Genomic DNA, 18,440 nt, shown 5'->3' with positions numbered 1-18,440 from the left:
GAAAATGGAACCCGTATTGTTTTATGGCGTGCCGCATGGCTGCTCGTTCGGTTCAATCGTCGCGCTGGAATGGCTCGGCCAACCCTATCGCCTTGCCCGCGTCGACATGCTGGCCAAGTCGAAGAGCGCTATCTACGGCCGTGTCAACAGCATGCACCAGACACCGACGCTGCTTCTGGAAAACGGCAGCAGCCTGCGCGAAAGCTTTGCCATTCTCCACAACATCGCCGCACGCGATCTCGGGAAGCAACTGGGGTTTGCTCAGGGCACCGAGGCGCATGACAGGCTTAACCAGATGCTGGCCTATCTGCACACTAGCTTTCACTCGGCCTTTTCGTCGGCCTGGACCGCCTACAAGCTGAAAGAGGGCGATCCGGCGATCAAAATACTGCGCGACCTGGCGCGGGAGAAAGCCGCCTCCGGCTACGCCTATCTGCAATCCCATCTGCAGGGGCGGGATTGGCTTGTCGGCGCCAACAGGACGATTGCCGACGCCTACATGATCGGCATCGCCCGCTGGGGCGAGGATCTCGGTCTCTTCGACCTCAAAACGGAGTATCCCGACCTTCATGCCTATCTGCAGAAGCTGGAAGCCGACAAGGCCGTGATTTTTGCCCACGCCATCGAGGACGAAACCCCGGCTGTCACCAGCGGCCAGTTTCTCGGCCACATCACATTGGATGAGGCTGGAACGCGGCTGGCCGCCTGATCGCACCGATGGCGATCCGCCGGGAGGCCTTCCGGCGGATCGAACAAACCACCGTTCGGACTCGCTGCAATTGACATACAATATATGAACATGTATTTATATGTCGTATGTCATCAACGGGACGAGCCGGAACAATGTCGCAGTCGCACGCAGGGCACGACCATGGCCCCAAAATAACCAATGACAATCAGCGCAAGGTGCTGATCGCCTTCGTCATCACGTTCTCCTACATGATCATCGAGGTGATCGGCGGCGTCATGTCCGGTTCGCTGGCGCTGATTGCCGATGCGGGACACATGCTGACCGATGCCGGTGCGCTTGCCCTGTCCTATGCCGCGTTCCGCTTTGGCCAGCGCGCGGCGGATCAAAGCCGCACCTATGGCTATCTGCGCTTCGAGGTTATTGCCGGCCTCATCAATGCCATCGCGCTCTTTGCCATTGTCGTCTGGATCGCCATCGAAGCGATCAACCGCTTCCGCTCACCCGGTGAAATTCTGGCGGGGCCCATGTTCCTCGTGGCCGTCGTCGGGCTGCTCATCAACATACTGGTGTTCTGGATCCTGACCCGTGGCGACAAGGAACATGTGAACATCAAGGGCGCCGTCCTGCACGTCATGGGCGACCTTCTCGGCTCAGTCGGCGCCATCAGCGCAGCCATCGTCATCTATTTTACCGGCTGGACGCCCATCGATCCGATTCTCTCCATCCTGGTTTCCGTGCTGATCCTGCGCAGCGCCTGGGCCCTGCTGCGCAACGCGCTGCACATCCTGTTGGAAGGTGCGCCTGAAAATGCCAAACCGGAGGAAATCCAGACCTATCTCATGGGAGCAGTTGCAGGGCTTGCTGCCGTCAGGCACGTGCATGTCTGGCTGATCACGTCAGGCAAGGCGCTTGCCACGCTGCATGTCCAGCCAAAGGACGGAACCGACCCGCGCCATCTTGTGAAGACCGTCGAGACGGAGCTCGCCAAACGCTTCGACATCCAGCATGCCACCATCGCCATCGATTGGCCGGATATGCCGCATGACGAAGGCGAAATCGGGCTACAGCCCGCCTCCGCCTCGGGAGATCACGAGACGGACGGCAATCACGCCGGCCATGATCACAGCCACGCGGGACACAAGCATTGACGGCCATGACGATGCCAACGGAATCCGATACCGCAAGCCTGGCTGAAACCTTCAAACTCCTCGGCGATCCGACCCGCCTGCGCATTCTGTTCTATTGCCTCGATGCGCCGCGATCCGTCGGCGATATCGCGGAAAGCCTGCACCTGTCGCAATCGCTGGTCAGCCATCACTTGCGTCTGTTGCGCAGCGCCCGCCTGGTGCGCGGCGACCGGCGTGCCCGGCAAATCTTCTATGCGCTTTCCGACCAACACGTCAGCGGCATGCTGATGGATATGGCCCACCACGTGCGCGAGGACGGCTGAAGGCTCCTGACATAAACCGTCAAGGTTGTCATATTCACTGCAAAGATTTTGCAATAACCTTGTGGCATTGATCCACCACAAGCCTGTTTTCGCCCCATGCAATTCATCACACTGCTCCGCCGGCGCTCCATCGGTTTGCTCTGGTCTGGCCTTGCCTTGTCGGCCATCGGCGACCAGCTCTATACGGTCGCGCTGAGCTGGATTGCCGTTGATATATTCGGCCCGGCCGCCGGTTACATCGCTGCGGTCAAATCGGCGATCATCCTTGCCGTCCTGTTCCTGGGTGGCGCCATGTCGGATCGCTGGGACCGCCGCCGCACGATGATCGGCGCCGACCTTTGCCGCTGCGCCGTGCTGGTGCTCGTGGTTCTCTTCTGGATGATCGAAGGACAACCGGACGCCTGGGTGCTTGCCTTGGCCGTCGCGGTTCTTGCCACCGGGGAAGCCCTGTTCCTGCCGGCGCTGCAGACCATTCTGCCGCAGCTGATCGCCAATGAGCCGAGCCTGCTGGCCGGCACCAATGCGTTGCTCGATGCGACGAACAGGCTGGCGCGATTGCTTGGCCCCGGACTGATTGCATTGGCTGGCGCGATCATAGCCCCCATTCATTTCTTCACCGCCAATGCCCTGAGCTTCCTGCTTTCAGCGGCAGCGATCATGGCATTGCCTTTGTCTTCGACACCGGTCGCGCCGCCCGTGAGCCAGCAGAAAAAACACCCGCTCGCCAGCCTGTCCTACGGCTATCGCGCCATGCACAGGCAACCGCTGCTCGGCTTCCTGCTCGACAGCAATGCCTTCATTGGCGGCGCATGGTATGTGGCCTTCTTCCTCGCCGTTCCCCTGATCATTTCCAGCCAGTTCGATGCGTCGCTGACAACTGGTTTCGGGCTCTACGGTCTGGTGATCGCGGCATTCGGAGTGAGCAATCTCATCGCCAATCTCGTTGTCGGCAATCGTCCCATGCCGGAACATCCGGCGCGGATGATCTATCTCGGCGTATGTACAACCGGCACAGGCATCCTGCTGATGGCTTTGGCCGCCGCCGCACCGATACCTGTGCACTGGCGTCTCGTCGGCTTTGTCATTGCTTCGGGAGTGTCGGGTTTCGGTGGCCCCTTCAAGGACGTCGCCTTTGCAACCCTGCGCCAGACCCTGCTGCCGTCAGCCGATATCGCACCGGCCACACGCATCTATATCGTGACCTCCCATGTCGGCATGCTCGTCGGCATGCTGGTTGCCCCGATGATGAGCAGCCGCGTCAGCCCCGTCGATCTCCTCCTCATCTGCGGCGGCACCTATCTTGCGGTGACCATCATCGGCTGGCTGCGGTTTGCGCGATAACGCGATAGCGGGCAGAGCATGGACGCCCTGCCCGCTGCAGTTGTTTAAAAGCCGGTCAGGACAATCTTGCCGCGGGCACGGCCGCTTTCAATAAGCGCATGGGCTTTCTTCAGATTGGCGGCTGAAATCGTGCCGAGATCGTCGGCAAGGGTGGTGCGCAGCGTGCCGGCATCCACGAGTTCCGCCACCCGGTTGAGCAGCTTGTGCTGCTCCTCGATATCGACAGTGTCATAACGCGAGCGGGTGAACATCACCTCCCAGTGGATGGAAACACTTTTCCATTTGAACGGCATGATATCGTAGCTTTTCGGATCATCGATCAGGCCGAACCGGCCCTGCGGTGCAATCAGTGCCGCAATCTCCGTGCGATGCGTATCGGAGTTTGTCGTCGCAAAGACAAAGGCGGGGGTGCCCAGACCGAGCGCTTCCACCTGCGCGGCGAGCGGCTTTGAATGATCGATGACATGGTGTGCGCCCAGCTCCTCCACCCATTGGCGGGTTTCCGGGCGCGAGGCCGTGGCGATCACCGTCAGGTTGGTCAGTTTGCGCGCAAGCTGCACGGCAATCGAACCGACCCCACCGGCACCGCCGATAATCAGAATGGCGTTGGCTGCGCCAACCACCGGTATGTCGATGTGGAGCCGGTGAAACAGCATTTCCCATGCGGTGATCGACGTCAGCGGCAGGGCGGCGGCGGCGCTGAAATCGAGGGACTTCGGCTTCGTGCCAACGATGCGCTCATCCACAAGATGATATTCGGCATTGGTTCCAGGGCGATCCACCGCTCCCGCATAGAACACCTCGTCGCCAACCTTGAAGTGCCGGACATCCGGCCCCACCGCAGTAACGATACCGGCCGCATCCCAGCCGAGAACTCTTGGCTGGCCCGCTTCCGGCTTTGCACCGGCGCGGATTTTCGTATCGACGGGATTGACCGATATGGCTTTCACTTCGACCAAAAGGTCGCGCCCCTGCGCTTCGGGCTTGGGCAGATTGATATCGACGAGTGAGGTTTCCGCAGTGATCGGCTGCGGTTCATAATAGACGATGGCGCGCATAAGCATTCTCCAGATAAGTTGACGCTGTTCAAATGCGCGCTATGTTCGAACAGTGCAAGAATGCACATAAATTGCATATAGTGTCATAAAGGATACCGTGATGCCGCGCATCCGCCATACGAATTTTGATTGTGCACCGGGTTGTCCGGTGGAAGGAACGCTCAATCTCATCGGCGGCAAATGGAAGGGCATGATCCTTTTTCACCTGATGTCCGGTACGCTGCGCTTCAACGAAATCCGCCGTCACCTGAACAGCGTTACCCAGCGCATGCTGACCAACCAGTTGCGCGAGCTGGAGGCCGACGGCTTCATCACACGCAAGGTCTATGCACAGGTACCACCCAAGGTGGAATACTCCCTGACGGAGCACGGCCGCAGTCTGGAGCCGATCATATCGGCCCTCAAGGTCTGGGGAGATACCCATCTGCGCTCCGAAGCGGCAAAGGCTGCAACGGTGCGGTCGCAGGCCGCATAAACGCAGACGCGTCATCATTGGTTCACAATTGCATGGGATGATTTTGCATGACTGAAGACGCGCCAGCGTGCATTGCTTTTCAGTCTTTCGCCGAAATTCGGCAAACCTCTCCCTTGACTCTTCCATGGCTGCCCACTATTTCCGAGCCCAGTTAGCACTCGTCACTTGTGAGTGCTAATAACGCGGACGATCACTCGTTCGCTTCACCGTTTTGACACCAACATCAAGGGTTCTAACCATGGCCAAGACCAAGTTCCGCCCGCTTCACGATCGCGTCGTCGTACGCCGTATCGAATCCGAAGCAAAGACTGCAGGCGGCATCATCATTCCGGATACTGCCAAGGAAAAGCCACAGGAAGGCGAAATCGTCTCCGTCGGTACCGGCGCTCGTGACGAAGCCGGCAAGCTCATCCCGCTCGATGTCAAGGCAGGCGATCATGTCCTGTTCGGCAAGTGGTCGGGCACGGAAGTCAAGATCGGCGGCGAAGATCTGCTGATCATGAAAGAATCCGACATTCTGGGCATCCTCGGCTAATCAGCCGGTTTTCCCTTTAATCAACGAATTTGGATCAAACCGGGTTCAATCCCAGGAGAGATAAAATGGCTGCCAAAGAAGTAAAATTCGGCCGCGACGCGCGTGAGCGCATGCTGCGCGGTGTCAATATCCTTGCGGACGCTGTCAAGGTAACGCTCGGCCCGAAAGGCCGCAACGTCGTTATCGACAAGTCCTTCGGCGCTCCGCGCATCACCAAGGACGGCGTAACCGTTGCCAAGGAAATCGAACTTGAAGACAAGTTCGAAAACATGGGCGCACAGATGGTCCGTGAAGTCGCTTCGAAGACGAACGACATTGCCGGTGACGGCACCACGACTGCGACTGTTCTGGCCCAGGCAATCGTTCAGGAAGGCGGCAAGGCTGTTGCTGCCGGCATGAACCCGATGGACCTGAAGCGCGGCATCGATCTTGCTGTTGCAGAAGTCGTCAAGCAGCTCGGCAAGAGCGCCAAGAAGATCAAGACTTCGGAAGAAGTCGCGCAGGTTGGCACGATCTCTGCCAATGGCGAGACTGAAATCGGTGAAATGATTGCCAAGGCAATGCAGAAGGTCGGCAACGAGGGTGTTATCACCGTCGAAGAAGCCAAGACCGCTGACACCGAACTCGAAGTCGTTGAAGGCATGCAGTTCGACCGCGGCTACCTCAGCCCATACTTCGTCACCAACCCTGAAAAGATGGTTGCTGACCTCGAAGACGCCTACATCCTTCTGCACGAAAAGAAGCTCTCGAACCTCCAGGCTCTCCTGCCGGTTCTCGAAGCTGTCGTCCAGACTTCCAAGCCGCTCGTCATCATCTCCGAAGACGTCGAAGGCGAAGCTCTTGCAACGCTCGTCGTCAACAAGCTGCGCGGCGGCCTGAAGATTGCTGCCGTCAAGGCTCCTGGCTTCGGCGATCGCCGCAAGGCCATGCTGGAAGACATCGCGATCCTCACCGGTGGTCAGGTTATTTCCGAAGATCTCGGCATCAAGCTCGAAAGCGTTACGCTCGACATGCTCGGCCGCGCCAAGAAGGTGTCGATCACCAAGGAAAACACCACGATCGTTGACGGTCATGGCAAGAAGGGCGAAATCAACGCCCGCGTCGGCCAGATCAAGCAGCAGATCGACGAAACCACTTCGGACTACGACCGTGAGAAGCTGCAGGAACGTCTTGCCAAGCTCGCTGGCGGTGTTGCCGTTATCCGCGTTGGCGGTGCAACGGAAGTTGAAGTGAAGGAAAAGAAGGACCGCGTCGACGACGCTCTCAACGCAACACGTGCTGCTGTTGAAGAAGGCATCGTTCCTGGCGGTGGCGTTGCCCTGCTCCGCGCTTCGGCAAACCTGACACTCAAGGGTGCAAACTCCGATCAGGACGCTGGCATCAACATCGTTCGTCGTGCGCTGCAGGCTCCGGCTCGCCAGATCGCAACGAACGCAGGTGACGAAGCTTCCATCGTTGTCGGCAAGATCCTTGAGAGCAAGAAGGAAACCTACGGCTACAATGCGGCCAATGGTGAATATGGCGATCTGATCGTCATGGGCATCGTCGACCCGGTCAAGGTTGTTCGTACGGCTCTGCAGGATGCAGCATCGGTTGCCGGTCTTCTTGTTACGACAGAAGCCATGATCGCCGAAGCTCCGAAGAAGGACAATGGCGGCGCTCCCCAGATGCCAGGCGGCGGAATGGGCGGCATGGGCGGTATGGACTTCTAATCAGTCCACGCCAATCGCATACGGAAAAGGCGGGCCTTGGCCCGCCTTTTTTGTTGTCTGTGTTTTAAGCAGGGTTCTATCGAAGAGGATTATCGCTCGGATACAGCCTGTTAAGCCGATAGGAGCTTTACCGACACACCACTTGCTCCAACGAGAGTGGCAGCAGTTTTATCGAAAGTGACGAATACTTCACCGCCCAATCGCTGCCCTTCGAAGGCGATCACGCCATCGGCAAAGTCGCCACCCGCGTCGAGCACCGCAAGGCCGGCCTCGACGGCAGCTTTGGTGAAGGCCACATTTTCACTTTCGGTCAATGCACGCACGGCTCGCGCAATATCGCTTCGATCAAACTTATAGCCTCTGGCGAGCACCCAGCAGAATTCACACAGGGATGTCGTGCTGACGGCCACCAATTCAACGTCTCTGAGGAGGTTGGCGGCGGTGACGGACTGGACCGGATCGTCTTGGACAACGGCCCTGAGGAGAACGTTGGTATCAAGCGTGGCCTTCATTTTTTGAGACCAGTCCATCCGTCAGCAATGATCTCATTAATCTCTTCGACGCTGAGCGGTTTTTGATCCGGGCGGCTTAGAAGTCCGATAAAATTCTCGATGGAACCAGACCGCTTGGCGGCATGAACCTCAACTTTTCCATTGGGCAGAAGCTCCGCCACGATTTTATCGCCGGGCTGCACACCCAGATGCTGAAGGACATCTTTTCGAAGAGTAACCTGGCCCTTTGCCGTCACTGTCAGTACGCTCATCACATCGCCACCTGTTTAACCCGCAACAAAGTAAGGCATTTTTACCTTACTTTCAAGGATGATGGTGAACGCGTTACTCCGCCGCTTCCGCGAATGAGGCGGCGATGTCAGCCACGCCGGTGGCGTTGTCGAACCGTGCCCGCGCATTGGCGATACGTTGCTCGTTTTGAATGGCAAAATCTGCCAGCCCGCGCACCGGCACCAGCAGCTCGCGGCCAAGATCGGTCAGCTCGTAATCCACACGCGGCGGAATGGTCGGATAGACGGTCCGGGTGACGAAGCCGTCACGCTCAAGCCCGCGCAACGTGCTGGTCAGCATCTTCTGCGAAATCCCGTTGATGGTTCGCTTCAACTCGTTAAAGCGCATTGAACCATTACCCAGATAGTTGATAACCAGCACGGTCCATTTGTCACCGACACGGGCCAGAATGTGATTCACCGCCGTACAGGCAGAGGTTACTTGGAAGTGCTTCGGTTTCAAAAAAGTGCCTCCTTGCGGGTATTTTCAACAGTCACTTATATAGCGCCAGTAACCAATAGTTACCACAGCAAAAAACCTGAGGAATTCTGAATATGACGAAACTGAAGATCGGCATCATCGTTGGCAGCACGCGCATTGGCCGCTTTGCCGAGTTCCCGGCGAAATGGATCGCCGACGTTGCGGGCAAACGCGACGATGTCGAGGTCGAAATCCTTGATCTCATCGACTATCCGATGGCGTTTTTCGGTGAAGAGCGCGCAACCACGGAACAGAGCGAGACGGCGGAACGCTGGAAGAAGAAGCTGCGTGAATTCGATGCCTATGTCATTACGGTCGCCGAATACAACCACGCACCAACGGGCGTGCTGAAGAACGCGATCGATCTTGGCGACTTCATCCACAAGCCGGTCGGTTTCGTCGGTTATGGCGGTGTCGGCGGCGCACGGGCCATCGAGCACCTGCGCGGGATTTTCGTCGAGATGAGTGCAGCCTCGGTCAAGACAGGTATCCACATCTCGTTCCCGGAATATCTGAGCGTGGTCAAGGGCGAAAAGACGCTTGGCGATTATGCCCATCTGAATGAGGCAGCCACCAACCAGCTCGATCAGCTCGTCTGGTGGGGCAAGGCCTTGAAGGCAGCGCGCTCCGCATAAATTCCAAAGGGCGGCCGTTTCGACGGCCGCCCTTTTTGCTTGTTCAGCCATCACGAATAGGGAGACCCGCCATGACCAAGAAACTGACCCTGATCAGCCATCTCCTTTGCCCCTACGTGCAGCGCGCAGCGATTGCACTGGCGGAAAAAGGCGTGCCCTTCGAGAAGATTTACATTGATCTCAATGCCAAGCCGGACTGGTTCCTCAAGATATCGCCGCTGGGCAAGGTCCCGCTGCTGAAGGTGGAACAGGACGATGGCTCCGAGGCTGTCCTGTTCGAAAGCTCGGTCATTGCCGAATATATCGAAGAGACCGAGGGTGAACCGCGCCTGCACCCGGACAATGCCCTCGAGCGTGCCCGCCATCGTGGCTGGATGGAATTCGGCTCGACCATCCTTTCGGATATCTGGTCACTTGAAACCACAGGCGATGCCACGCTGTTCAACGACAAGCTTGCGACACTGAAAGCCAAGTTTGCCCGCCTCGAAGAGGTTCTCGGCGACGGGCCGTTCTTTGCCGGCAAGACATTCAGCCTTGTCGATGCGGTGTTCGCACCCGTTTTCCGCTATTTCGACACCTTCGACACACTCACGGAACATGGCGTGTTTGCCGCTTACCCGAAGGTCCGGGCGTGGCGCCAGGCCCTGTCGGAGCGTCCGAGCGTCAAGGCGGCGGTCACGCCGGAATATCCGCAGCTGTTGCGCCAGTTCATGGAGCGCTACGACGCGCACATGCTGAAACTTGCCGCCTGAACGGTCCGCCTATTTGTCGGACCAGACCGCGAGTTCATAGCCATCCGGGTCGGCGAAGTGAAAGCGCCGCCCGCCCGGGAAATCAAAAACAGGCTTGACGATTTTCCCACCGGCGCTTTCGACACGTTTCTGGGCATCGGCAAGGTCATCGGCGAACAGAATGACCAGCGGGCCGCCGGTTCGCACGTCACCGCCGGCAGCAAAGCCGCCCGTGAGATTGCCATCGGAAAATTCGCAATACTCCGGACCGTAATCCTTGAATGTCCAGCCGAACGCCTCGCCATAGAATGCGCGCATGCGGCCGATATCGCTGACGTTGAATTCGATATAGTCGATCCGTTTGTCCCTGCCCGATTGAGCCATCATCCGTCCTTCATATCTGCTGCGTTTCCAAAACGGCTTTCAATGCCGTCAAATCTCTCAAAACCCATGCGGCGTCTTCCGCAAACTTCCCCTCGCTCATGTCAGGCATGCGGAACAGCGTGAAACTGACCTCGCAGCCATCATTGTTCGGGATCACGCGCAACGGCACATAGACCTCCTCGCCGGTCTCCGTCATAACCCAATGATCCAGAACCCCATAAGCATTCAACGGGGCGAAGCGGATGCGCAGTTTCCCGACCGGCCCGTCCGCAAGCCACTCATCCCCGAGCTTTTGCAAACCGGATGCCAGCCCGGATGCCCATTTCGGCACATTCTCCGGATTGGACGCGAAGTCGTAGACCGCATGCCAATCCCGTTCGATGGAAACCTGTAGAGTTCGCGAGTCACGCGTCACCACGGCCTGTCCTCCCCATTTGCATGTTACCTATCGCTTATCGCCCCGGCCTGTCTTGAACAAAACGGCCAATCAGGCCGCCATCTGCTGCAAGACATCGCCGGGCGATATGCCCGCCAGCGCTTTTACCTCCCGGCTCAAATGCGCCTGATCGGCATAATCCGCCTCAAATGCCAGCATGCCAAGGCGGCTTTCCGGCGTACACTGTGCCAACCGGAGGAAATGCTGGAAGCGCAGGATGCGTTCGAGCATCTTTGGACCATAGCCGAAATGTGTCCGGCAGTGCCGCCGCAACGTGCGTTCGCTCATATCGAGAAGCCTTGCGAGCCGGGATACGTGCGACCCTTCGCCCACCCGGCCGAGTGCCGAAAAGGTATGGGACATGACCTCATCGGGCCGATCCATCGAACCCGCCATTGCGGCAATAGCCGATTCCAGCCGTTGCATTGCCTCTGTCTCCGATTGCGCCGGGCTCAGTGTGTCCACAAGCGCTTCGGCTTTTGCACCCCACAATTCGCCGAGATCAACACGCAATCCCACGAGTTCGGACATGGGTAGGCCGAGCCATTTTGCGGCCGCGCCGGGCGCGAAACGCATGCCGACAACGCTCGTTATGCCGGGATCAACCACATGGGGTGCGATATCGGGACCAGCGACACTCAAACGGCCTTGCGACCACAGAATATCGACGCAACCATCGGGGACAACGGTCACCGGCTTTCCCCAGGCATGCGGGCTTACATGGCTCCAGACACAGAGAAAATGCGGCCTCAGCGCCGCCTGGGGCACCGACTCACGATACTGTCCCGAGCAATTGGCAAGAACAGGCGTCTCCTGGGGTGAATTCATGGGTAACCTTGCCGAAATTTTCGTTTGCGCAGAACGCCGTATAATCGATTTTATCCCATTGCCGAACGATTTCCAGAACAACATTCTCCTGGCAAACCTTGCCTCGCGCGGAGGTTAGCAGTAGTTCTTCCGGCAACTTCCAACAGGATAGAAAGCACGATGAGCAATACCCGCACCGAAACAGATACGTTTGGTCCCATCGAAGTCGCCGCGGACAAATACTGGGGCGCGCAAACCGAGCGCTCGCTGCATAATTTCAAGATCGGCGGCGAAAGAATGCCGATCCCGCTCGTCCGCGCCCTTGGCATCGTCAAGCGTGCTGCCGCAGAGACCAACATGGTGCTCGGCAAGCTCGACGACGTGACCGGCCGCGCCATCACCGTTGCGGCGGAAGAAGTCATCGAAGGCAAGCTGGACGATCATTTTCCGCTCGTCGTCTGGCAGACCGGTTCCGGCACCCAGTCGAACATGAACGCCAATGAAGTCATCTCCAACCGCGCCATCGAGATGCTCGGCGGGGAAAAGGGCTCGAAGAAGCCGGTTCATCCGAACGATCACGTCAACATGAGCCAGTCGTCGAACGATACGTTCCCGACCGCCATCCATATCGCCACTGCCGTCGAGGCGACCAAGCGGCTCTATCCTGCCCTTGACCATCTGACCGCCGCCCTGGCGAAGAAGGAAAAGGCCTTTGCCGACATCATCAAGATCGGCCGCACGCATACGCAGGATGCGACACCAGTCACGCTCGGCCAGGAATTCTCCGGCTATCGCGCCGCTTTGGAATATGCCCGCAAGCGCATCGAACAGAGCCTTGCCGATGTGTTCCTGCTGGCGCAGGGCGGCACCGCCGTCGGCACCGGCCTGAATGCCCCTGTTGGTTTCGATACCGGCTTTGCCGAAGCGGTGTCGGATATCACCGGTCTCAGCTTCAGGACTGCACCGAACAAGTTCGAAGCGCTTGCCAGCCACGGCGCGCTCGCCAACTTCCACGGCAGCCTGAACGCGCTTGCCACCGATCTCTTCAAGATCGCCAACGACATCCGCTTTTTGGGTTCAGGGCCCCGCTCCGGCCTCGGTGAACTGAAGCTGCCGGAAAACGAACCGGGCTCGTCGATCATGCCGGGCAAGGTCAACCCGACGCAGGCGGAAGCGCTGACGATGGTCGCGGCACAGGTATTCGGCAACCAGACGACAGTCACGGTTGCAGCCAGCCAGGGCCATTTCGAGCTCAACGTGTTCAAGCCGGTCATTGCGCTCAACGTCCTGCAGTCGATCCGCCTGCTTGCCGATTCGATGGTGTCCTTCGCCGACAATTGCGTCGAGGGCATCGAAGCGGACGAAGTGCGCATCAAGGACCTGCTCGAGCGTTCCCTGATGCTGGTCACGGCGCTTGCGCCCGCCATCGGCTACGACAATGCAGCCAAAATCGCCAAGACCGCCCACAAGAATGGCACGACCTTGCGCGAGGAAGCACTGGCCAGCGGCCACGTTTCGGCCGAGGATTACGACCGTCTCGTTCGTCCAGAACGCATGATCGCACCGGAATCAGAAGAGAAAATCATTTCATTGTGAACAATGCGTCGAGAAAATAGTGGCTTTGTTTGACAATCGAATTTAGGTATTCGGTTGTCACGACAAACTCTGGAGAACGATCCCATGTCAGACAACGCACTTGCCAACTCAACAACGTCCAGCAATGCCATCGTCACGCTGATCAGCCGCATTCTGCTGACTCTTTTGTTCATCCCGGCGGGATATGGCAAGCTGACCAACCTGGCCGGTACGGCTGAATATTTTGCAGCCAAGAGCCTGCCGCTGCCAACGGTAACAGCCGCTATCGTCGGTCTCGTCGAACTCGTGGGCGGCCTTGCCGTTCTCTTCGGCTTCCAGACGCGCTATGCAGCCATTCTTCTCGGCCTCTTTACGCTCGGCGCCGCCTATGTCGGTCACTGGGCACCGTTCGAAAGCATCCAGTTCTTCAAGAACCTTGCAATCGCCGGCGGCTTCTTCGTTCTGGCCCAGCATGGTGCAGGCACGCTTTCGGTCGATGCCAAGCTTCGCTGAAATCGATCCATGTTGCATGAAAAAGGCCGCTTAACGCGGCCTTTTTATTGTCCCGGTTTCCCGTCAGTTTGACGCTTTCGCCTCGCTGACCAGAACAGGTTTGTCCCGGTAGTCCTGCGGGAAGAGTTTGCTGAGGCCCTCGATCTTCGGCAGATCATAATAGGCGATATAGGGCTGCGAAGGATGCAGCGTCGCGTAATCCTGATGATAGCCCTCCGCGGGATAGAACTTGTCCAGCGCGGAAATCTTGGTGACGATCGGTCCCGAATAGGCCTTTGCCTTGTCCAATTGGGCGATATAGGCGCTGGCAATCTTCGCCTGATCCTCATTTGTGGTGAAAATCGCCGAGCGATACTGCGTTCCCGAATCCGGGCCCTGCCGGTTCAACTCTGTCGGATTGTGCACCACGGAGAAATAGACCTGCAGGATCTTGCCGAGGCTGACCACCTTGGGATCGAACGTCACCTCGACGGATTCCGCATGGCCGGTGTTGCCGGAACTGACGATCTCGTAGCTCGCGGTTTCCTTTTTGCCGCCGGAATAGCCGGACACGGCATTGGTTACACCCTTCAGGTGCTGGTAGACACCCTGCACGCCCCAGAAGCAGCCGCCGGCGAGAACGATCGTTTCCGTCTTTGCGGTTGCCGTCTGGTCCATGGCGGGTGGCGGAACCATGGTGATGCTTTCGGCAAAGGCAGTGACCGGCGTGAAGATGAGGCAGGAAGCGAGCAGAATTTGACGCAATTTCATATCGATAATCCTTTCCCGGATATCAGGCGGCGGCTGGTTTGAAGGTAAGGGCGACGCCGTTCATGCAATAGCGCAGACCTGTCGGCTGCGGCCCGTCGTCAAAGACATGGCCCAGATGGCCGCCGCAGCGGTGGCAGTTGACGGCGGTGCGTGTCATGCCGAAGGAACTGTCCGACACTTCCGTGACAGCACCCTTGATCGGCGCCCAGAAACTCGGCCAGCCGGTGCCGCTGTCAAATTTGGTGTCGGAATCGAAGAGAGCCAGATCACACCCGGCGCAGGCAAATGTCCCCTTGCGCTTTTCATGGTTGAGCGGGCTGGTGAACGGGCGCTCCGTGCCTTCCTTGCGCAGCACGTCATATTGGTCTGAGGTGAGCAGCTTCTTCCATTCGGCATCCGTATGCTCGACTTCAAAAGTACCGGCTGCATAGGCTTTGGGCTGGGGGGAAAAGCGCGCGGCAATCAGCGCTCCAAGCCCCAGAACAGCTCCGCCAAAAAGCGATCGGCGTGTCATCATGACAAAGTCTCCCTGAACAGGATGACCGAAACATATCAGTCATCTCGTTGGGAAATACGTATGAGCGGCCGTAAAAGTTACAAAGCCACGTGATATCACGGATAGTTGATGCTTAGCCGCGCGCTATCGCCGCCTGTATGCGTTGCGCCAGAGCCGCAACCGCCGTCGGATCGGCACTGCGGCGCGAGGAAACGAGGCACGCCTCGGATTTGAGGATGATGCCGTCTTCCAGAACCTTCAGGTGATTGGCCTGCAGGGTCGAACCCGTCGAGGTGATATCGACGATGATATCCGCAGAACCGGATGCCGGAGCGCCCTCGGTGGCGCCAAGGCTTTCAACGATGCGGTAGACCTGGATACCGTGCATCTGCGAGAAAAACTGCTGGGTCAGGCGCCAGTATTTGGTGGCGATCCGCAAACGCCGGCCGTGACGCTGGCGGTACTCGGCAGCCACATCGTCAAGGTCAGCCATCGTCGACACGTCGTACCAGACCTCGGGCACGGCCACGACCACATCCGCATGGCCGAAGCCAAGCCGCGCTTCGATCTGCACGCGCTCGTCGGCTGCCGACAGGCTCTCGCGGATGAGGTCCTCGCCGGTTACCCCGAGATCAACGCTGCCATAGCCAAGCTCGCGGGCGATTTCCGAGGCCGACAGAAACAGGATGTCGATCCTGCTGTCACCCTCGACCTGCGCGCGATAGTTGCGCTGATCCTTGGGCAGGATGACTTTCAGCCCGGCTTTTTCAAGGACCTCAAGGGCCTGTTCCTTGAGGCGGCCCTTGGAGGGAAGCGCAAGGGTAATGGTCATCGCGCATCTCCGGCAATTTTCTCCAGCCTGTCCAGCCAGATCGAAAAACCGACGCCGGGAATGGAATCGACGGCGCCAAGCATGGTCAAAAGCCGGTCATAACGCCCGCCGCCGACAATGGCGCCAAGATCAGGACTGGCGAGCGCGCGAGTCTCGTAGACAAGCCCGGTGTAGTAATCGAGCGGACGGCCAAAGGCTGCGTCATAAACGATATTTTCCTGCTCGATCCCCGCTTCGCGCACGGCGACAACCCGGGCCTCGAACTGATCGAGCGCCGGTCCGAGATCGAACTCATTGGCGCGCGAGAAAGTGCGCAGGTGAGACGAAGCAGCCTGCAGCGGCACCCGGATGGCGAGAAATGTTTCGAGCGCAGCAAAGGCCTGTGCCGGCAGCTTGACCGAAGCCAGATTGGCTTTTTCGATCAGGCGGCGCGCAATTTCCTGCGGACTGCGCCCTGCACCCGGCGAAATACCCGCCACCTGCATGTCCTGTTCCAGCGCGGCGGCAAGTCCGGTCTCGTCACCGTCCGCTACCAGCGCAGTGAGACGGCCGGGCAGAGAACCGTTCTTCTGGCTGGACGAGAGATCGGCGAGCAGGCTTTTCAGTTGCCCCGGATTGCCAAAGGCGCGCGCCAGCTTTTTCTGCCAGCCGCGTGGCAGGCCCAGTGCCGCGAGAACCGCTTCGAAAATCGCCTGATCGCCGAGCAGCGTTTCAAGTTCGGCTTTCGGCGCGACAAGCCGGATGGAGGCAATGGCATCGGCCAGCGAACGGGCATCCGCACGGGCGCGGTTGGCATCGCCCAGATCCTCGATCCCGGCCTGAAAGAACTCGTTGCCGCCCTCGCGCCGCTGGCGGAACACTTCCCCCAGATAGGCATAACGCTTGGGCGTCGCGGCATTGAGCTCAATATGGTTGCGGCAGACCGGAATGGTGAATTCCGGGCGCAGGCACAGGCTCTGGCCGTTCTCGTTCTCGGTGAGGAAAATCCGGCGGCGCAAATCTTCGCCCGCCATATCCAGAAACTGGTCAGCTGGTTGAATGACCGGAATATCCACAAGCTCCGCATCCCGCGCAGAAATCAGCGTGGCAAGGTCAGGGGCAAAGACAGGAGCGCGGGAACCGGTCATAGCAGATCAGCCAGCCTTCAGGGCGTTGGCGCGATCCTCAGCCTGGGCTTCGAGAATCTTGCGCACTTCCGCGACGAGATCGCTTTCCCTGGCGGTGATCTGCGCCTGACGGCCTTCACGCCACACGGTATTGTCCTCGATCTCGGCCGAAAGACGCGCACCTTCGATCAGGTCCTTGATCTGCACTTCGCCATTGTCGCGTTCCTGCGAACCCTGAATGATCACACAGGGTGCACCGCGCCGATCGGCATACTTCATCTGCGGCTTCATGCCGGAACCGCCGAGATACATTTCAGCACGAATGCCCGCCTGCCGCAGGTCCGAAACCATCTTCTGGTAGCGGCCGAGGCTTGCCGTATCGCGGTCCATGACCAGCACGACCACCGGCCCGACATTATCCGACGTGTCGAGCTTGCCAAGGTTCTTCAGCGCCGTCATCAGACGCGATACACCGATGGAAAAGCCCGTTGCCGGCGTGGGCTCGCCGCGGAAGCGCGACACCAGACCGTCATAACGGCCGCCGCCGCCAACGGAGCCGAAAACGACCTTTTCGCCCTTCTCGTTGGTGACATCAAAGGTTAGTTCGGCTTCAAAGACCGGGCCGGTGTAATATTCAAGGCCGCGCACCACGGACGGATCGATGCGGATGCGCGCGCCATAACCGGCAGCCGAGGACAGAGCCTCGATGGTGGCCAGTTCGGCAACGCCTTCGACACCCTTGTCGTTTCCGGCGACAACGGCTTCCAGATTGGCAATGGTCTCACTGCCATTGGCTCCACCGGCTGAGGTAAATGCCAGCACCTTGGCGATCGCCGCCTCGTCGAGGCCCGCGCCCTTGGTGAAGTCGCCGCTTTCGTCGAGACGGCCTTTACCGAGCAAGAGACGCACGCCATCGACGCCGAACTTGTCGAGCTTGTCGATAGCACGCAGCACGACCAGACGCTGGCTCATCTTGTCGTCGCCGCCCAGCCCGATGGACTCCAGCACGCCGTCCAGAACCTTGCGGTTGTTGACGCGGATGACGTAATCGCCGCGCTTGATGCCGACAGCTTCCATCACGTCGGCCATCATCATGCACATTTCCGCATCCGCCGAGACGGAGGGCGCGCCGACCGTATCGGCATCGAACTGCATGAACTGGCGGAAACGGCCGGGACCCGGCTTCTCGTTGCGGAACACCCAGCCTGCACGATAGCTGCGGTAGGGCTTTGGCAGGCTCTCGAAATTCTCGGCCACAAAGCGCGCCAAAGGCGCCGTCAGATCGTAGCGCAGCGACAGCCACTGTTCGTCATCGTCCTGGAAGGAAAACACGCCCTCGTTGGGCCGATCCTGGTCGGGCAGGAACTTGCCGAGCGCATCGGTATATTCGACGAGCGGTGTTTCCACAGGCTCGAAACCATAGAGGTCGTAGACCTTGCGGATGTCGGCCATCATCGCGTCGGCAGCACGCAGATCATCGGGAACCCGATCCACAAAACCGCGCGGCAGCCGCGCCTTCAACCTGTCTGCCTTCGTTGTCATGATTTTGATCCGATGCCTTGAAGTATCAACTTTGAATTGGAGTTTGCTCTAACCGATCAGGGCATGGAGGGCAAGGAATTACCGGCTCGCAATTGCCGCAGCAAAGCAA

23 protein-coding genes are annotated in these 18,440 nt (G+C 58.8%); 11 read left to right on the top strand and 12 right to left on the bottom strand.

Annotated elements, in window-relative coordinates; genetic code table 11:
* The first annotated feature begins 4 nt into the window (after positions 1-4).
* The 4 genes from ACIQWS_RS03145 (at position 5) to ACIQWS_RS03130 (ending at position 3,482) form a co-directional block, all read left to right on the top strand.
* Positions 5-709, top strand: coding sequence for a glutathione S-transferase family protein (locus ACIQWS_RS03145; protein WP_403170111.1), 705 nt, complete (start codon positions 5-7; stop codon positions 707-709).
* A gap of 134 nt (positions 710-843) precedes the next feature.
* A complete protein-coding gene (locus ACIQWS_RS03140; protein WP_403170108.1) occupies positions 844-1,839 on the top strand; it encodes a cation diffusion facilitator family transporter in 996 nt (331 codons plus the stop codon).
* Positions 1,840-1,844: 5 nt separating this feature from the next.
* Entirely contained in the window at positions 1,845-2,141 is a 297-nt protein-coding gene (locus ACIQWS_RS03135; RefSeq protein ID WP_403170105.1) for an ArsR/SmtB family transcription factor, read from the top strand.
* Positions 2,142-2,237: 96 nt separating this feature from the next.
* Positions 2,238-3,482 (top strand): MFS transporter, encoded by a 1,245-nt coding sequence (locus ACIQWS_RS03130; protein ID WP_403170102.1) that lies wholly within the window; start codon positions 2,238-2,240, stop codon positions 3,480-3,482.
* 44 nt (positions 3,483-3,526) lie between these two features.
* Here the strand turns inward: ACIQWS_RS03130 and ACIQWS_RS03125 are convergent, their stop codons facing one another.
* Positions 3,527-4,540, bottom strand: a complete 1,014-nt coding sequence (locus tag ACIQWS_RS03125) for a zinc-binding alcohol dehydrogenase family protein (protein ID WP_403170099.1) — start codon at positions 4,538-4,540, stop codon at positions 3,527-3,529.
* A gap of 100 nt (positions 4,541-4,640) precedes the next feature.
* Between ACIQWS_RS03125 and ACIQWS_RS03120 the strand changes: the two genes are divergently transcribed.
* From ACIQWS_RS03120 to groL, 3 genes are all read left to right on the top strand, one after another.
* On the top strand, positions 4,641-5,015 hold the full coding sequence (locus ACIQWS_RS03120) for a helix-turn-helix domain-containing protein (RefSeq protein ID WP_346307516.1): 375 nt from the start codon (positions 4,641-4,643) through the stop codon (positions 5,013-5,015).
* Positions 5,016-5,253: 238 nt separating this feature from the next.
* Positions 5,254-5,550, top strand: a complete 297-nt coding sequence (groES, locus tag ACIQWS_RS03115; protein WP_105736255.1) for a co-chaperone GroES — start codon at positions 5,254-5,256, stop codon at positions 5,548-5,550.
* Positions 5,551-5,615: 65 nt separating this feature from the next.
* On the top strand, positions 5,616-7,262 hold the full coding sequence (gene groL / locus ACIQWS_RS03110) for a chaperonin GroEL (protein ID WP_105736257.1): 1,647 nt from the start codon (positions 5,616-5,618) through the stop codon (positions 7,260-7,262).
* 110 nt (positions 7,263-7,372) lie between these two features.
* On the opposite strand, the gene ACIQWS_RS03105 is transcribed toward groL, so the two are convergent.
* The 3 genes from ACIQWS_RS03105 to ACIQWS_RS03095 all read right to left on the bottom strand — a co-directional run bounded on the left by ACIQWS_RS03105 (position 7,373) and on the right by ACIQWS_RS03095 (position 8,506).
* Positions 7,373-7,774 carry a type II toxin-antitoxin system VapC family toxin gene (locus tag ACIQWS_RS03105; RefSeq protein ID WP_403170096.1) on the bottom strand — a complete coding sequence of 134 codons (402 nt, stop codon included), beginning with the start codon at positions 7,772-7,774 and terminating at the stop codon, positions 7,373-7,375.
* The gene (locus tag ACIQWS_RS03100) at positions 7,771-8,025 is read right to left on the bottom strand and encodes an AbrB/MazE/SpoVT family DNA-binding domain-containing protein (protein WP_346307518.1); all 255 of its coding nucleotides are present in this window, start codon (positions 8,023-8,025) and stop codon (positions 7,771-7,773) included. Before ACIQWS_RS03100 ends, ACIQWS_RS03105 begins: the two co-directional genes overlap by 4 nt.
* Before the next feature lie 73 nt (positions 8,026-8,098).
* On the bottom strand, positions 8,099-8,506 hold the full coding sequence (locus ACIQWS_RS03095) for a winged helix-turn-helix transcriptional regulator (protein ID WP_403170093.1): 408 nt from the start codon (positions 8,504-8,506) through the stop codon (positions 8,099-8,101).
* A 92-nt stretch (positions 8,507-8,598) separates the two neighbouring features.
* Between ACIQWS_RS03095 and ACIQWS_RS03090 the strand changes: the two genes are divergently transcribed.
* The gene (locus ACIQWS_RS03090; RefSeq protein ID WP_288191984.1) at positions 8,599-9,159 is read left to right on the top strand and encodes an NADPH-dependent FMN reductase; all 561 of its coding nucleotides are present in this window, start codon (positions 8,599-8,601) and stop codon (positions 9,157-9,159) included.
* Positions 9,160-9,230: 71 nt separating this feature from the next.
* Positions 9,231-9,911: a glutathione S-transferase family protein gene (locus ACIQWS_RS03085; protein ID WP_403170090.1), complete on the top strand. Its 681-nt coding sequence runs from the start codon at positions 9,231-9,233 to the stop codon at positions 9,909-9,911.
* A gap of 9 nt (positions 9,912-9,920) precedes the next feature.
* Here ACIQWS_RS03085 and ACIQWS_RS03080 read toward each other — a convergent pair whose 3' ends face one another.
* The 3 genes from ACIQWS_RS03080 to ACIQWS_RS03070 form a co-directional block, all read right to left on the bottom strand.
* Entirely contained in the window at positions 9,921-10,274 is a 354-nt protein-coding gene (locus ACIQWS_RS03080; RefSeq protein WP_403170087.1) for a VOC family protein, read from the bottom strand.
* Between the two features lie 10 nt (positions 10,275-10,284).
* On the bottom strand, positions 10,285-10,692 hold the full coding sequence (locus ACIQWS_RS03075; protein ID WP_223611688.1) for an SRPBCC family protein: 408 nt from the start codon (positions 10,690-10,692) through the stop codon (positions 10,285-10,287).
* A gap of 69 nt (positions 10,693-10,761) precedes the next feature.
* Positions 10,762-11,538 carry a helix-turn-helix domain-containing protein gene (locus ACIQWS_RS03070; RefSeq protein WP_346307524.1) on the bottom strand — a complete coding sequence of 259 codons (777 nt, stop codon included), beginning with the start codon at positions 11,536-11,538 and terminating at the stop codon, positions 10,762-10,764.
* A 159-nt stretch (positions 11,539-11,697) separates the two neighbouring features.
* Between ACIQWS_RS03070 and fumC the strand changes: the two genes are divergently transcribed.
* On the top strand, positions 11,698-13,113 hold the full coding sequence (fumC, locus tag ACIQWS_RS03065) for a class II fumarate hydratase (protein ID WP_403170082.1): 1,416 nt from the start codon (positions 11,698-11,700) through the stop codon (positions 13,111-13,113).
* Positions 13,114-13,197: 84 nt separating this feature from the next.
* Positions 13,198-13,605 (top strand): DoxX family protein, encoded by a 408-nt coding sequence (locus tag ACIQWS_RS03060; protein ID WP_223611691.1) that lies wholly within the window; start codon positions 13,198-13,200, stop codon positions 13,603-13,605.
* Positions 13,606-13,668: 63 nt separating this feature from the next.
* On the opposite strand, the gene msrA is transcribed toward ACIQWS_RS03060, so the two are convergent.
* The 5 genes from msrA to hisS all read right to left on the bottom strand — a co-directional run bounded on the left by msrA (position 13,669) and on the right by hisS (position 18,331).
* Complete coding sequence (msrA, locus tag ACIQWS_RS03055; RefSeq protein WP_223611692.1) at positions 13,669-14,355, bottom strand: peptide-methionine (S)-S-oxide reductase MsrA; 687 nt, start codon at positions 14,353-14,355, stop codon at positions 13,669-13,671.
* A 22-nt stretch (positions 14,356-14,377) separates the two neighbouring features.
* Positions 14,378-14,872: a peptide-methionine (R)-S-oxide reductase MsrB gene (gene msrB, locus ACIQWS_RS03050; RefSeq protein WP_403170079.1), complete on the bottom strand. Its 495-nt coding sequence runs from the start codon at positions 14,870-14,872 to the stop codon at positions 14,378-14,380.
* Between the two features lie 112 nt (positions 14,873-14,984).
* Entirely contained in the window at positions 14,985-15,683 is a 699-nt protein-coding gene (hisG, locus tag ACIQWS_RS03045; protein ID WP_223611694.1) for an ATP phosphoribosyltransferase, read from the bottom strand.
* Positions 15,680-16,810, bottom strand: coding sequence for an ATP phosphoribosyltransferase regulatory subunit (locus ACIQWS_RS03040; protein ID WP_403170075.1), 1,131 nt, complete (start codon positions 16,808-16,810; stop codon positions 15,680-15,682). Before ACIQWS_RS03040 ends, hisG begins: the two co-directional genes overlap by 4 nt.
* 6 nt (positions 16,811-16,816) lie before the next feature.
* Positions 16,817-18,331, bottom strand: coding sequence for a histidine--tRNA ligase (hisS, locus tag ACIQWS_RS03035; protein ID WP_403170072.1), 1,515 nt, complete (start codon positions 18,329-18,331; stop codon positions 16,817-16,819).
* Positions 18,332-18,440 lie beyond the last annotated feature (109 nt).

The organism is Phyllobacterium sp. NPDC097923 (assembly GCF_044760925.1).
Lineage (GTDB): Bacteria > Pseudomonadota > Alphaproteobacteria > Rhizobiales > Rhizobiaceae > Phyllobacterium > Phyllobacterium calauticae.
The sequence above is the reverse complement of the archived record's forward strand: the minus strand, read 5'-3'. Positions and strand labels throughout refer to the sequence as shown.